This is a genomic window from Desulfosporosinus lacus DSM 15449, from assembly GCF_900129935.1.
Taxonomy (GTDB): Bacteria; Bacillota; Desulfitobacteriia; order Desulfitobacteriales; family Desulfitobacteriaceae; genus Desulfosporosinus; species Desulfosporosinus lacus.
The window spans coordinates 105,388-120,220 of sequence record NZ_FQXJ01000016.1; the positions used below are offsets into that span (position 1 = coordinate 105,388).

The following is a 14,833-nucleotide window of genomic DNA, read 5'->3' on the forward strand; positions in this document are numbered from 1 at the left end:
AAAGGAAGGTTTTTATTTATGCCAAATATCGAGAATCCCCCGAACAGTTCAAGCCTAGAGGAATTTGGATATAAGCAAGAGCTTAAAAGAGCTCTCAGTTTTAAGGACCTGCTCTTCTATGGAATGGTTTTCATGGTTCCTATCGCTCCAATGGGCATTTACGGATATGTTACCGATGTCTCTAACGGGATGGCTCCTATGGCATATATCATTGGAATTATTGCTATGATTTTCACAGCATTGAGCTACGCCAGAATGTCGAAAGCCTTTCCGATGGCCGGTTCCGTCTACTCATACGCTTCTCGGGGAATCAATCCCTATGTAGGTTTTTTTGCGGGTTGGTCCTTACTTTTAGACTACATTCTCACCCCTGCCTTGGTTTACCTTGTTGCAGGTTATGCTCTGCAGGAGATCTTACCCATCCTTCCTTATTGGGGCTGGATCGCTCTCTTTGTTATTATCAACACGGTGGTAAATTTCCGCGGGATTGAGCTCACTGCTAAAACTAATATCGGACTGCTGATTTTTGAACTGTTTGTTCTTGTAATCTTTGTGGTCATGGCCTTTGTGGCAGTTTTGAAAGGGGCCGGCCAAGGTGCTTTCACCTTAGACCCCATTTGGAAACCTGAAGGTTTCAACATGGATATGGTCATGGCTGCCACTTCCCTGGCGGTTTTAAGTTTTTTAGGCTTTGACGCTATCAGTACTCTGGCTGAAGAAGCCAAAGAACCTCAGAAGATTGTTGGCAGAGCTACGGTAACGGCCTTAATTCTCGTCGGCGGACTCTTTGTTCTTCAAACGTACCTGGCCGGACTGCTCTGGCCAGATCACACCACCTTCCAAAACCCTGACACCGCATTCTACGCGGTCGCTCAAGTAGCCGGAGGAAACTGGCTTAGAATTCTTGTCGCTCTGGGGACAGCCGTGGCTTGGGGGATCGGTGACGGGCTCGTGGCTCAAGCCGCAATCTCCCGTCTGCTCTACAGCATGTCCCGTGACAAGATGATGCCCGCTTTCCTGGGTAAAATTCATCCCAAGTATCAAACTCCTTATATGAGCACTCTGTTTGTGGCTTTTATCGCAATTGCCATTGGTGCACTTCTTAGCATGGACCTCCTGACCTCTATGGTCAACTTCGGAGCACTGACCGGTTTCATGTTTCTGCACGCTTCCGTGGTATCCCACTACGTGATCAGGGGCAAGCAAACAGATCTGACCTCTTTGTTCAAATACCTCCTCCTGCCAGCCATAGGGTTCATTATCATCTTCTATGTCTGGATGAGTCTCCAGCCTCAAGCCAAAATTGTTGGTTTCAGTTGGCTTGCCATAGGCTTTGTCTACACAGCCTATAAAACTAAGTTCTTTAAAGAAAAACCACCAGCTTTTAAGTAATTAAACCAGTAATACTTTTACTATAACAACAAGGCTAGAGGGCATCTATAACCCCTCTAGCCTTGTTGTTTATGCTACATTATCGAAGAAATTCGCAAGAATAGAACTATTTAGCCCCAAAAAGACTTATGATACATCACCGATAACCTATGTCTATCGAGTTAATATCGAGGAAACTCTTGGATGATACCTAGATACCTAGATTAGGCTTATCATATCTGAGAAATTACCTAGGAAAATACCTAGGAATTTATTTTTCAAGCCTATAGTTTATACAGATGCCGATATTCTAGAACGGATTTATACTAAGTTATACAAGTTGCTACAAACAAGAGTATTAATATGATAGAAAATAATTTTTTGGTCGAAAATAAAAATGGAACATCATTCATTAAAGAAGGGGCTGATAAATACATTGACCAAATAACTCTAAATCAAATTACTACAGGAATCAATAGCGACAGCATAGCGTTTTTCCTTGGTGATCCGTCATAGGCACAAATAACCCATGTCGATGTCAGATAGCATTTTTTCAGCACAAAGAGCACTGTATTCTTGATAAAATACGGTGTTCTTTGTGAATCGAATGGAGGTTGTTACTATTGAATAAAACAAATAAGCTTTTTACTTCAATTAATGTATTTAAATTTCTAATTGCTGTCTCTGCGGTGAACGAAGTTACATCTCCCTCGCAGCCATGATCTTTGGCAAGTGGACTCCTTTAGGCTCAAAGGGCAAGCCGCACAGAGCACTGTGATATTGATGAAACAACTTTAAAATCTATATATTGGCTAGTAGAAGAAATTACAAAATAAAGAAGGGGCCGTATCGAAATTAAAAGTTTATTTCGCCACGCCCCCTTTTGTAAATTAATCCTCCAGCCCCGAAAAATCTAAAGTAGCAAAAAGGTCCTCAATCGTCTCTTCTCTGCGGATAACTTCCACACTTCCGTCCACTTTGAGGAGCAATTCTGCCGAGCGTAATTTGCCATTATAGTTAAATCCCATAGCATGGCCATGTGCTCCAGTGTCATGGATAACAGCAATATCCCCAATATCCATTCTGGGTAACGCCCTATCTATAGCAAATTTGTCGTTGTTCTCACACAACCCCCCTGTTACATCATAAATGTAATCAGCTGGCCAATCCTCTTTGCCCATCACTGTGATGTGGTGATAAGCCCCATAGAGACCTGGACGCATTAAGTTAGCCATACAGGCATCTAACCCTACATAATTTTTATATATTTCTTTCTTATGCAACACCTTGGTTACTAAATAACCATAGGGGCCCATGATCATCCGTCCGCTCTCCAGGGCGATCTTCAATGGGTCCAGCCCCTTAGCCGCAATCAATTCGTCGTAAGCCTTCTTTATCCCTTTGCCTATAGCATCCAGGCTAACGGGTTCTTGATCCGGTCGATAAGGAATACCAATGCCTCCGCCCAAATTTACAAATTCAATTCTGATCCCTAATTTCTCGTTTATCTCTCCGATAAGCTTAAACATCATAGTGGCAGTCTCTATAAAATACTTAGAATCAAGTTCATTAGATATAATCATTGTGTGAATCCCGAAGCGTTCTACTCCTTTTTCTCGGGCAATTTGATAGGCTTCAAAAATTTGCGACTTTGTTAAACCGTATTTAGCGTCAGCCGGTTTGCCAATAATCGCGTTCCCTCCGTCGCGTAAGCGGCCCGGATTATAGCGAAATGATATAATTTCAGGCATTCCGATATTTTTCTCTAAAAAATCGATATGAGTAATGTCATCCAGATTAATAATTGCGCCTAATTCTTTGGCCTTTTTATATTCGTGAACAGGGGTATTATTGGAAGTGAACATAATATTTTCGTCAAAAATCCGAGCCTTTTCCGCTAAAATCAGTTCAGCCATTGAACTGCAATCCGCTCCGAATCCTTCTTCACGCAAGATTTTAAGGATATATGGGTTAGGTGTTGCTTTGACTGCAAAGTACTCTTTAAACTCCGGTGCCCAACTGAATGCCTCAATCAATTTCCGGGCATTTTTTCGGATAGCTGCTTCATCATAAATATGAAAAGGTGAACCGTATCGGTCGATCAATGTCTCCAGCTGTTGCTTGTCAAAAGGTAATGTTTTTTCTGCCACTAATGTTCTCCCCTTACTTAATTTATACTCTAAATAATAAGAAAACAGTTTAAAGAGCGCACTCCTAAACTGCTTAAATATCTAAGCCAATCTTTAAGAGATAGTGCTCCACCCAACGTCTGGGTGACAGTCATGTACCTATTAAATACATAACCAGTAAAAGTCCTTATACCGCAGCTTTTACTTCGGCAATTATTCCTTTCGGCACACCTCATCGCTGGATCGCTTAGTGTACTTACTCTTAATAACCGCGCCTCTATCAAAATTATTGAGTTGTTTAATTATGCAACAATGTTTAAATAAATGTCAATCAAATTTTAATATTTGTCATAGTTTCTACTCTTCAGATTGCCCTGTTTGCACTGATTTTATGAAATTTAATGTCCTTTCGACTTTTAGAAAATCAATAAATCGGCTTTCTCTCAAAATTTCTCTGCCTTCGTAAAATATTAAAATAGTCGGTACTGTAAATACTGAGGATTGCCCTGCTATTTCTGTCTGTTCAGCGACAGATATTTTGATTACTTTAATTGGATAGCCTTCTGCTAGACTCATAAGTTTCGGGAAAACGGCCTGGCAAACATTACAATCTACGGAGCTAAAATAAAGAATTACCTGTTTCTCTTCTGCCATCAACTGTTCGAGGTGCTCTTTTGTCTCAATAATAACTGCCGATTTAATGCTCATTTCTATTGACTCTCCCTGCTTTAGATTTACCCCAATTTAAAGAATATCTCAATCTTGTGCGGCTTAATCATAAACAAACTCATTACCGATATATTGATTATGGGTGATTTAATTGCGTCTGACCTTAAGAGAAACCATTTATCTTCTTACCGGATGGCTCACCTTATTTATTATTGGCACTGATTTGTTTGTTATATCCCCATTATTGCCGTTGATCGCTAAAGAATATGGAATAACGCCCGCTGTTGCAGGGTGGATAGTTACCGTATTTTCGCTTATGTATGCCCTTAGTGCTCCGCTGTTCGGGTGGCTTTCAGACCGCAAAGGTCGCCGCCTTTTTATTGTATTCGGTTTATTAGCTTTTTGCCTGTCGAATTTTTCAACAGCCATTTCCCCTTCATTTACTACGTTAATAATCAGTCGCATTTTTGCTGGTTTATCTGTGGCAGCTATAACCCCTTTAGTTTATGCAATTATTGGCGACGCAGCCTTACCTGAACACAGAGGGGTATGGCTTTCTGTGGTAGTATCTGGACATCTTATGGCATTATGGGCAGGTGCACCTATCGGAACTATGTTAGAACAAGTTCTCGGGTGGCGTGCTATTTTTATAGGTTTAGCTATAATTGCTGCTTTACTGTCAATTTTAAACTTTAGAGTTTGGGCATCAATACAAAAAGTAGATTCCATAGAGGCACCGACAAAAGGCAGTGTGTTAAGAATTATTTCCGCAGTAAGTGTAACTGCTTTTTGGGCAATTGCCATGTATGCTCTTTATGTCTTTCTTGGCACAGGATTGGTTCTCTATAATCATTTTTCCTCCAATGAGCTTGCAGCTTCAATTACCGTTTTTGGTATAGGGGCTGTACTAGGCAGTTTATGCAGTGGGAGAGTGACAGATAAAATTGGTACAAGAATGGTATCGATTTTCAGTACAGCCATACTTATCGGCGTACTTGCCCTATTAGGCCTTTTCTTCTCAGCAAGAACTTTAGTTTATCTTTTGTTATTCTTATGGGCACTTACCGGATATGCCTCCTTTACTTCATACCAAGCACGTTTGGCAGAAGAATTTCCAGAAACTCGAGGAATGGCACTTGCCTTAAACAATACAGCATTATATATCGGTATCACTCTTGGCTCTATGACAGGCAGTTTGGTTATTACAAAATGGGGTTTTTTCGCTTTACCATTTATCTGTAGCGGAATAGCCTTAATAAGCTGCTTAATATCTGCTAAAAGAAAGAGGCATACTCCTAAGGCAGCTCTAAAGCCATCATCTTAGCCAGACTTAGGTCAGGTGATGGCTTTACTGCTTATACAAAATTCGCTTAAAAATCCCTATATCCTTTGCGTTCCCTGTTCAAATCGGTGAAAATCATTAAAGCAATGAACTATCTAATCCTCATGTCAGGTTCGCTGCTTCTCGTACTTAAATTCGTCGAAAAACGGATTCTAATGGTATGATAAAATCCTCAAATAACTCTACCGGAACCTCATCAGGTGCAGAGTAGACCGTGGGTTTTCCATACTGACCGTTTTGAAGTCGAAATACCAGGACTGTTTCATCCAAGGGGTGAACGACCCAATACTCTTTTACCCCCGAATTTTCATAAAGTCCTAGTTTTATTCCTAAGTCTTTTTTAAACGTTGAAGGTGACAGTATCTCTATAATCATGTCCGGTGTACCCAAACATCCGCGCTCATCAATTTTTCGCGGATCACACACCACCGAAATATCTGGTTGAACAACCTTATCAATTACTGAATCGGGCTGCTCTGATTCGCCTAGCCGGACATCGAAGGGAGCCATATAGACTCGACATCTATTTCCCGTGAGCCAATTTGCCAATATGCGAAACAATTCTCCTAAAATTTCTTGATGTTTTGGTGTAGGCGAGGGAGTCATATTATAGGAAACACCATCAATCAGTTCCCACCGCTCGTCTTCCGGCCAAGTCAAATAGTCCGCGTAGCTGTAATAGGCTGTCAACACTTTAGAAGTAGGCGACATTTAGACACCTCCTCACTTTTCCATATTATAACACGTTCCCGGCCTGAATATCACTCATTCCAACATCATGCAATGCGGCTTGCAACTGTTTGAAAATAGATAAGGGAACAAGTTTGTTATTTTGGTTTCGATAATCCAAAATATTGAACCTGCCCCCTTGTTTAATGCCTTACTTTAATGTACGGTTACAATACTATTTACCGTTTCTTTGTCTTGTACATATTTAACGCTAATCGTTTCACCTATTTTCAGGAAGGGTAATCTTTCTGATTTGGAGATATTCGCTGTAAAGACATCCGCCTGTCCTTCTAATAGAATATAGTAATAAGTATTCCCTTCGATAACGACATTTTGGATATCCGTAATCTTAGCTGATACTTCAAATTCCTCTTTTGGAACTTGTGCATCTTTTCCTATTGTTCCAGCGCCTCCAACTGTAAACTTTTCGTACGTTTCTTCTACAGTAACACCTGTTATTACTTTTTGATAATCCCCTGCATCTACTAAAGCATACATCTTAATAAGCCCTGCATTGTCTTTCAATGAAATGAAATAGGTTGGTTTTCCGTTGATATTTAAAAGCAGAGGGAAAGTTGAGTTATAACCTTTCTCTTGTACTGCACCTTGGGCACTATCCATAGCGGAATATTCTTCGGCTGACGGTATACTGTAAAATGTCGTTTCTTTTGTCCGTAGATTGACTAAGATAAAACCGATATTTGATTCATCACGCACCACAGATGTTATTCCCGTATACAAATACACGTCATCATTAATCGCCAGATAATTGTATCCCTCTGTTGTCGCCAAAACCCCTCGCTGTCCGACTATCGAATTCAAAAACCCGCCTTGATATTTTCCATTATAATTAACTTGTTCTAACACTAGTTCGGACTCAAAGACTCTATCAACCCATGTTGGAACATCTTCTATACTTATTTTTTGATGCTCTCCTGTTGAAGCATTTAGCATAATTACGTTTTTAACATCAGTCCCACCAAACAGACCGATTTTCTTTTCATGGACAGCTACAATCCAATAAGGCGTTCCTTCTTCGTCTACTTCAAAGCTGAAGTCTCCTAAAATATCGGTCATATAATTAAATCTTAAGAATCTTTTTAGATTACTGCCAAACCGTTCACTTTCAGAATACATAATATTCTGTTTTGGTTTTTCTAAAGTTACTTCTCCATTAATCATATCGACCATAATAATATTTGGAATTCCAGCTTCCTTATTATTGAGCCATTTAAAGAACCCAGCGTATTCCAAGGGAGAGACTCTAATTGGTTTTCCTTGGTAGTTGATTTGCGTATAATCCGAAGCTACGCTAAATTGGGAGACCAATTCAACAATCTCACCCATTTTTCTATCCCCTAGTCTTTGAGCTGTATCTCTATCAACTGTTGGGACTTGATCAAACGCTATCTCTGTAACATCCTCAGCAAAATTACCTTCCTGCTTTTCAATTAGAGTTGCGTATTGTTGGGCATGAAATAGTGGCATAGAGTAAATTGCAACTACTCCGGCGACGACTAATATCAGCACTGACGCAATGAGCAGATAAGATGATGTGGATACTTGCTTATTTAAGATGATCTTATTATTTACTATTGCAAACTGAGGCAACAGAAATAACCCTGAACCTAAAAGAAGCATTATGGATAAGTAGGTCCAAAAGCCTATTGATTGGATGTTAATAGGTACTAGTAAAAAGTAATACGAAATTAAGATAAGTGCTATCCATATGATTGCTGTAATGATGTTCCCTTTTGCATTTTTCATATTTTATTCCTTTCCTTGCACCAGTTTATATTCAGTACTCCATGCCCCATTACTAACGTTTATTTTAGGTATACGCTTAAAGACTTCGCTAAAAGTAGTCAAAGTCCTTTTTATCTGTGGCAAAGATACTCGCTGCAGGGTACTTGATAGATTAATAATTATGTACTAAAAGCTCTGGGAAATCTTATATAAGAAGAGGGGGATTAACTCAGAAAACTAGATACCTGCAAAAATGCCGCAATCAGGCCAAGGGTCTGATTGCGGCATTTTTGCAGTCGACATTTTACGACTAAACCGGGATTTAGGGCTTTATTCCTCCTAGGAAGACATCCTTCTCTCCAACTCCAGACCGTACTCAGGCTGTGATAATTGGGCTTTCACTTTAAGAATGCTCGCTCGTCTTCTTTCGTCTGATCTCCTGCTAAATTCCAAGCCATTCATTGTAATAGTTTCCTGTTTTCTATGAATCTTAACGTAAAAGATAAGGGAACCGATAACAGCAAAAAAGATTGCTAACACAAAGTAGGTTGTTGCTAGAGATATATAAATTGTATAGTCATAAGTATTTGCTTGTGCAGTAATTACGTCCTTAATGAGCAAGACTTTTGAATAACCCATTCCATAGAACAATAAAGAGGAAAGATAACAAATTACAGTTACATTTGGCATATTACACCCTCCAATTAATCCAGACGATATTTTGATCTTCGAAATTAACAACCAAGGACCCATTGCCCTTTCTTTATAAGTACTTCTTCCTTATTAACCACACATTGCCCAATCTCCAGTAATGCATTCGGTACATCCTCCTACATGTATCAGTCTGTTCCGACACACTGGGCACTTGCCGTTGTGGATTAGCCACTGTTCACAGGGCTCCAGGCAATAGGTCTTTCGGTTGCAATCTACGCATGCATCGTTCATTATATTCGCCTCTCAGTACAGGTATTTGTAATTTATGCGAACCTATGTTCTTATTATAGCGATATTCTGTACGAATATCAATAGAAAACCGTTCCTTTTTGCGATAAAATTTACTTTGATTAGGAGTCTGTTACTCTTACATCAACCTTTAAAGCGCAGAAATCAGGCATGGAGCCTGATTTCTGCGCTTATATGTTGTCGCCAAACGTACTGGTTTAGTATATTTTAAAGCTTATTCTACAGAATAATACTCAGATGTTTAGAGAGACGAGGCGATATTGTTTGGAACAAAGACCTATGAATACCGTTGAAGCAGTAGAAGAAACCATTAAAGTTGGTGAGAATAAGGCGGCTAAAACCCATACCTTTCAAACACTCATAGCGGGAATCCTTGCGGGTACATTTATAGCACTTGGGGCATTCGCAGCGGCTATGGCCTCTCATGGCATGGAAAACATCGGGCTTGCTAAGCTTGTTGCCGGAACAATTTTCCCTGTGGGACTTATATTAATTGTAATTTGTGGAGGAGAGCTTTTTACAGGTAATACCCTCCTTATCCTAGCTTTCATCGAAAAAAAGATAACTGCCAGACAAATGCTTAGAAACTGGATTATTGTCTATACTGGAAATTTTATCGGGACACTGCTTATTGCGTTTTTAGTATTTAATTCAGGATTACTTTCAACCAATGATGGAATGCTTGGAGGCTATGCCCTCAAGGTTGCCTCCTACAAGGGAGGGCTCACTTTCATTCAGGCATTTTCCAGCGGAATACTCTGTAATCTCTTGGTATGTCTTGCAGTTTGGGGATCATACACTGCAAGTGATGTATTTGGCAAGATATTAATCATTTGGTTTCCTGTAATGACGTTTATCGTATCTGGCTTTGAGCACAGTGTTGCTAACATGTATTATTTTACAATAGCGGCCCTTGCCAAGCTAAACAGCACATTTGTTGAGGCCGCGCATATAGGGGATCAAATTGCAAATATCAATCTTGTCCATATTCTATTGAATATAATACCTGTTACTCTCGGCAATATTGTTGGTGGCGCCTTTTTTGTAGGGTTAGCTTATTGGGCAGGCTATAAGTACATTCCAAATCTATATAAGCTGGAAAAGGGTGCTTCTAAACAAAAATATAAAGCTCAATTTCGAAGAATCCGAGCTCATCTAAGCGGAAAATAGGGGCATTAACAACAATTGTCTCCACTCCCCCCCGAACAATCGCAACTCGGTTCTGTTCCAGTCAGCCAACCCATAATAATAGCGTAAGCACACCCCACACCCGGCTTAACTTCAATGGCATTAAAGGGACAGTTTTTAACGCAAGCACCGCATTCCATACAGCGATCCTTATCGAGAATGACCGCTTTCCTGTCTTCTATTACAAATACATTATGGGGGCAAACCTCAAGGCACCTGCCGCAACCCTTGCATTGATCTGAGTTCAGTTTCAAAGTAGCAACATTTTTTAAATATCGATTTTTCATATCTAACAAAAACCTCCTTAGAGTTTAATAAAGCTATCAACTAAAATCAGAAGGATTCCCAAGACGATTGAGATGATTATCGCTGGAACTGCTTTTCTCATCTCTTTCAAGACCCCGGAAAAAGAAGTGAATGTCGAAGAACCTGTAAAGTTCATTGCTAAATAAGCTGATACAGGGGGCAGAATAAAAATATACCCCAGAGCTCTCAAAATACTATACTGAGGAACAGCGGTCCATCCATTAAGAATGTTAACGGTGACAGCCCAGATAAATCCCAACAACCAGCCTTTCCACGCGAAAGGACTGCCTGGAATCCATGGTAGTAAGACCGGAGTTAAAACGCATCCTATGATGACTGCTCCTATATAAGCGTAAAAATCAACGATTCCAAAAGGTCCTAAGCCAAGTAGATTCAAAAGAAAGAGTACCCCAAAAATCATCAAGGAAACTTTTGAAGTCCCAACAAGTTCTATCGGAGTCAGTACAAGTCGGTCATACGCAGTGAACTTGACCCTGCGCATTTCTGACGTTGCTTTCATTCCTGACTTGAGAAATTCTTGGAGATCCTTGGCCCTCACTGGGCCATAAACCACTTTGAAACCAGAAAACTTGGTGACTTCGTGTGCACTTATACCCGGTGCCCCCAACTGTGGTACAATAACCGTTCTGTGAGAGACAACCTTCTCAAGTTGTACAATAGCCATTCGGTTTAGCAGCTCTTGGGTACCAAAAGTTCCTTTTCCGGCAGCACACCATACATTGACCCCCTTGGTATCCAGCACTAAAATCCAAGCATTGACCTCCATCAATTCTTTTCTTAAGCTATCGAAGCTCATTTTGTAATTAGCGGAAACAAGGACTGGAGAATTGCTATCTGGTTTTCCCACACTATAGAGTCCGGGTTCCACTTTAAAGTTCATTCTGTTAATTCCCCAACGAGCCTTCCAGGTCCCCAATTTATCATTAAACGTTAATTCAGCTGAAGTCTGGATGATTTTCAATTCTCTGCTACTGGAAATTTCCATATTAGCGACACCTCTTCAAAAGATTTAGGATATAATTGATGGCAGGCTCGGGAATATAGATAAATATCTATATCATAACCATATTATACTTCTTACATAGATAACTGTCTATATGGAGGTAAGATTTATCCAGCTACAATCAAATCTCGAGGGACTATTTCTTTATTGAGCATTCTTAAACTTAGCTTAGAAACGGCATCTTAATTATGAAATAGTATCTTAATATAGTAATTAAATATAGTAGTAAAATATTGTAGCTACTGCCAAATAACAAACCTTCTGAAAGCAGAAACAATAGGATCCGGAGTATTAAGGCCTCCGGACGGACAAGTTAAAATAAGAGTGTCTTGAAAAGCCCGTGATTATGAGATAGAATTTTTTTAATCCAATTTTAATTTTTAACAAATTCTCCTTGAAGTCTTTTGGGTTAGAATACAAACATACTCAATTACATCACAAAACACCAAGGAGGAAATTTTATGACAACCCTAGAGCAAGTGGAAAAACTGCGTGCCATGGCAAATGTAACCTATGACGAGGCAAAGGTCGCTTTAGATGCCGCAAACGGAGATTTGCTAGAAGCCATTATCTACCTGGAGAAACAGGGTAAGGTAAACTCACCAAGCGGAGGCGGTTATTACAGCAGCCAAAAAACTGCGGACACAAGCACAGGAGCCTACAAAGAAGCATGCTGGGAAAAGCAAGCAAAGAACTGCGACGCTGGAACAAGCTTTACTTCTCTAATAAAAAAATTCGGAGCATTTTGCATGAAGTTAATTCGCAAGGGCAACGCAAATTCCTTTGAAGTGCTCAAAGGTGAGGAAAGCAAAGCTTCTACTCCTGTCACTGGCTTTGCCTTGCTGTTGATCTTCGCCCCCTGGATTACTATTCCACTGATTATCATTGGACTATTCTTTGGTTTTCGCTATCGTTTCAACGGTCCAGATTTCAAAGACAACACCGTCAATGACGCGATGAATAGCGCGGCGGATGCAGCCGTAAACCTTAAAAAGTCCATGGAAAAATAAAAAAACCATTTGAAATGGCGGGGCATTCAATGAGTTCTAAAATACTGATTATTGAGGATGAGGAAAAAATTGCCCGATTTGTCGAGCTTGAGCTTGGCTATGAGGGCTATACCACAACAAAGGCTTTTGATGGCAGAACAGGGCTTGAACTCGCTGAAACAGGCGAGTTCGACCTCGTTTTGCTGGATGTTATGTTGCCTAAGTTGAGCGGCATGGAAGTGCTGCGCAGAATTCGCAGAACCTCCTCGGTTCCTGTCATCATGCTGACGGCGCGGGACAGTGTGGTGGATAAGGTTTCCGGCCTTGACAGCGGGGCAAGCGATTATATCACTAAACCCTTTGCCATTGAGGAGCTTCTGGCCCGGATTCGCACCGCACTCAGGAAAACCGTGCAGGAAGACGCAGTGTTGTCCGCCTCCGGTCTGGTGTTGGATGCCAGTCGCCATACGGTTACCATGATGGGAACACCTATTGAACTGACCAAACGTGAATTTGACCTACTTCACTATCTGCTAAAAAATAAAGGATTGGTCATTTCACGGGAAGCTCTGCTCGAAAATGTATGGGGTTTTGATTTTCAGGGAGAAACCAACGCCGTCGATGTTTACGTGCGTTTTCTGCGTGGAAAAATCGACGAGGTGTTCGATGTCAAATTGATTCATACCGTAAGGGGAGTGGGGTATGTGATTAAGGATGGAAAATGAGCCGGTAAACAATCCCACTAACCGTATTGGCGATAAAATACGGTTTTCTCTTGTATGGAAGCTCAACTTCAGACTATTTTTTCGTTTGCTGGTGATGTTTTTGACCCTGGATGTGGTTATGTGTCTGGTATCCACAGCAGGGCTGATAGTACACGCCGAACAGACTGTGGCTTCGACAGCCCAAATGCTGAAGCAAACAGGACTGCCTGCCACGGATGCGGAAAACTGGCTTGAGCTTACCGGATACAGCGTTGTTCTTCAGACAGGAGAACCGGAAGGGTTTAAACTGCCCGAAAGTTTGCAGACCCTGATTTCCAAACACAGTGCATCCGGTGTGAGGAGTATCGACCTGCCGGATTCGAAAGGCTTGCCCTTTTGGGAAGATTCAGAGGATATTACTTATAATGCCATCATCGATGATAGCGAAGGTTCTTATCTTATTTCCATCCGTCTTCAGGAGACCCTGCTCATATTTGCAGGGATATTTGCTATTCTATTAATGTTGGAGCTTTTAATGCTATTCAGCAGCATCTTCTCAGGCGCTAGAAGCATCCGAAAAACCCTCCGCCCCATTGAAGAATTAGCTAAAGCTGCGCAGAATTTGAATACTGACGGGGTCTTTACTCCAGAACAACTGGAAGTTCTGGCAGGTAAGTTGGACGACATCAATGCTACAAGGCTAGATACAAGAATTTCAGTGGGCGATACTCAAAGCGAACTTAAAACTCTGGCCTCTGCCATTAACGGGATGTTAGACCGAATTAATGATTCCTACCGCTCTCAAGTGCGCTTTGTGTCAGATGCGTCCCATGAGCTCAGGACACCGATTTCTGTAATCCAGGGGTATGCAAATCTGCTGGATCGCTGGGGAAAGAATGATGAAAAGACGTTGCAGGAATCTATCGATGCAATCAAAGATGAAACAGCGAATATGAAAGGCTTGGTGGAACAACTCTTGTTTCTGGCACGAGGCGACAACAACACCATGGCTTTGCAAATAGAGCGATTTGAGCTGTCTGCCCTTGCGGAAGAAGTACTGCGGGAAACCCAAATGATAGACAGTGGGCACGAATACAGTTCGAGTGTTACCTCCGTTTTCATTAACGCGGATAAAGGGCTTATCAAACAGGCGGCTCGGATACTGATCGACAATGCTATAAAATACACTCCCACAGGTAAACGAATCACTATTTCTGTTTCGGGAGCAGACAGCTATGCCAGGTTGACCGTACAAGATGAAGGTATTGGTATAGCTCCCGATGCGGTTCCTCAGATTTTTGACCGGTTTTTTCGCGCCGACGAATCCCGTGCCAGAGCTACGGGTGGAACCGGACTGGGCTTATCCATCGCAAAGTGGATCACAGAACGGCATGGCGGACACATGGAGGTCTTGAGCAGGCAGGATATCGGCACTAGAATTTCCATTGTACTCCTAACAGCAAGCGATTCATGATCGACCATTGGAATTCTCTGTCCAGGAGCAAAATAATTATTCCACATATGGAACGATTTCTTAAAAAGATTTTAGATAAAATAGTCAGGCACTCTTCATAATTTTGAAGAGTGCCTGATATTTTATTCTTTTTCGGAAGACTTTTCATCTTTATTACCGCGTCTTCAAAAGCATTAAACGATTCTTTTCCTTCAGCATT

Annotated in this window: 14 protein-coding genes and 1 riboswitch; of the genes, 7 read left to right on the forward strand and 7 right to left on the reverse strand. The window is 41.0% G+C overall.

From position 1 onward, the window contains the following. Positions 1–18 precede the first annotated feature (18 nt). The gene (locus BUB11_RS19225) at positions 19–1,392 is read left to right on the forward strand and encodes an APC family permease (RefSeq protein ID WP_073031428.1); all 1,374 of its coding nucleotides are present in this window, start codon (positions 19–21) and stop codon (positions 1,390–1,392) included. Between the two features lie 342 nt (positions 1,393–1,734). Further along, positions 1,735–1,887: a hypothetical protein gene (locus BUB11_RS27645; protein ID WP_159436958.1), complete on the forward strand. Its 153-nt coding sequence runs from the start codon at positions 1,735–1,737 to the stop codon at positions 1,885–1,887. A 374-nt stretch (positions 1,888–2,261) separates the two neighbouring features. On the opposite strand, the gene lysA is transcribed toward BUB11_RS27645, so the two are convergent. Beyond that, on the reverse strand, positions 2,262–3,521 hold the full coding sequence (gene lysA, locus BUB11_RS19230) for a diaminopimelate decarboxylase (RefSeq protein WP_073031429.1): 1,260 nt from the start codon (positions 3,519–3,521) through the stop codon (positions 2,262–2,264). 93 nt (positions 3,522–3,614) lie between these two features. Continuing rightward, positions 3,615–3,788: riboswitch (Lysine riboswitch) on the reverse strand. Between the two features lie 69 nt (positions 3,789–3,857). Next, the gene (locus BUB11_RS19235) at positions 3,858–4,208 is read right to left on the reverse strand and encodes a thioredoxin family protein (RefSeq protein WP_073031430.1); all 351 of its coding nucleotides are present in this window, start codon (positions 4,206–4,208) and stop codon (positions 3,858–3,860) included. Between the two features lie 112 nt (positions 4,209–4,320). Between BUB11_RS19235 and BUB11_RS19240 the strand changes: the two genes are divergently transcribed. Then, a complete protein-coding gene (locus BUB11_RS19240; RefSeq protein WP_084110411.1) occupies positions 4,321–5,493 on the forward strand; it encodes an MFS transporter in 1,173 nt (390 codons plus the stop codon). A 147-nt stretch (positions 5,494–5,640) separates the two neighbouring features. Here BUB11_RS19240 and BUB11_RS19245 read toward each other — a convergent pair whose 3' ends face one another. The 3 genes from BUB11_RS19245 to BUB11_RS19255 all read right to left on the reverse strand — a co-directional run bounded on the left by BUB11_RS19245 (position 5,641) and on the right by BUB11_RS19255 (position 8,676). Beyond that, positions 5,641–6,222 carry a Uma2 family endonuclease gene (locus BUB11_RS19245; RefSeq protein WP_073031431.1) on the reverse strand — a complete coding sequence of 194 codons (582 nt, stop codon included), beginning with the start codon at positions 6,220–6,222 and terminating at the stop codon, positions 5,641–5,643. 174 nt (positions 6,223–6,396) lie between these two features. Then, positions 6,397–8,007: a hypothetical protein gene (locus tag BUB11_RS19250; RefSeq protein ID WP_073031432.1), complete on the reverse strand. Its 1,611-nt coding sequence runs from the start codon at positions 8,005–8,007 to the stop codon at positions 6,397–6,399. Between the two features lie 318 nt (positions 8,008–8,325). Further along, entirely contained in the window at positions 8,326–8,676 is a 351-nt protein-coding gene (locus BUB11_RS19255; protein WP_073031433.1) for a hypothetical protein, read from the reverse strand. 552 nt (positions 8,677–9,228) lie between these two features. Here BUB11_RS19255 and BUB11_RS19260 point away from each other — a divergent pair. Then, positions 9,229–10,119, forward strand: a complete 891-nt coding sequence (locus tag BUB11_RS19260; RefSeq protein WP_073031475.1) for a formate/nitrite transporter family protein — start codon at positions 9,229–9,231, stop codon at positions 10,117–10,119. A 5-nt stretch (positions 10,120–10,124) separates the two neighbouring features. On the opposite strand, the gene hgcB is transcribed toward BUB11_RS19260, so the two are convergent. Together hgcB and hgcA are read right to left on the reverse strand one after the other, a co-directional pair. Then, the gene (gene hgcB, locus BUB11_RS19265) at positions 10,125–10,424 is read right to left on the reverse strand and encodes a mercury methylation ferredoxin HgcB (protein ID WP_073031434.1); all 300 of its coding nucleotides are present in this window, start codon (positions 10,422–10,424) and stop codon (positions 10,125–10,127) included. Between the two features lie 17 nt (positions 10,425–10,441). Further along, the gene (gene hgcA / locus BUB11_RS19270) at positions 10,442–11,449 is read right to left on the reverse strand and encodes a mercury methylation corrinoid protein HgcA (protein ID WP_073031435.1); all 1,008 of its coding nucleotides are present in this window, start codon (positions 11,447–11,449) and stop codon (positions 10,442–10,444) included. A 479-nt stretch (positions 11,450–11,928) separates the two neighbouring features. Here hgcA and BUB11_RS19275 point away from each other — a divergent pair, with 479 nt between their 5' ends. From BUB11_RS19275 to BUB11_RS19285, 3 genes are read left to right on the forward strand one after another with little or no spacing between them, the layout of a single operon-like run. Beyond that, entirely contained in the window at positions 11,929–12,477 is a 549-nt protein-coding gene (locus BUB11_RS19275; RefSeq protein WP_073031436.1) for a ubiquitin, read from the forward strand. Positions 12,478–12,506: 29 nt separating this feature from the next. After that, a complete protein-coding gene (locus tag BUB11_RS19280; protein WP_073031437.1) occupies positions 12,507–13,181 on the forward strand; it encodes a response regulator transcription factor in 675 nt (224 codons plus the stop codon). Next, positions 13,171–14,634 carry a sensor histidine kinase gene (locus BUB11_RS19285; protein ID WP_073031438.1) on the forward strand — a complete coding sequence of 488 codons (1,464 nt, stop codon included), beginning with the start codon at positions 13,171–13,173 and terminating at the stop codon, positions 14,632–14,634. The genes BUB11_RS19280 and BUB11_RS19285 overlap by 11 nt, the downstream gene beginning before the upstream one ends. The last annotated feature ends 199 nt before the right edge of the window (positions 14,635–14,833 follow it).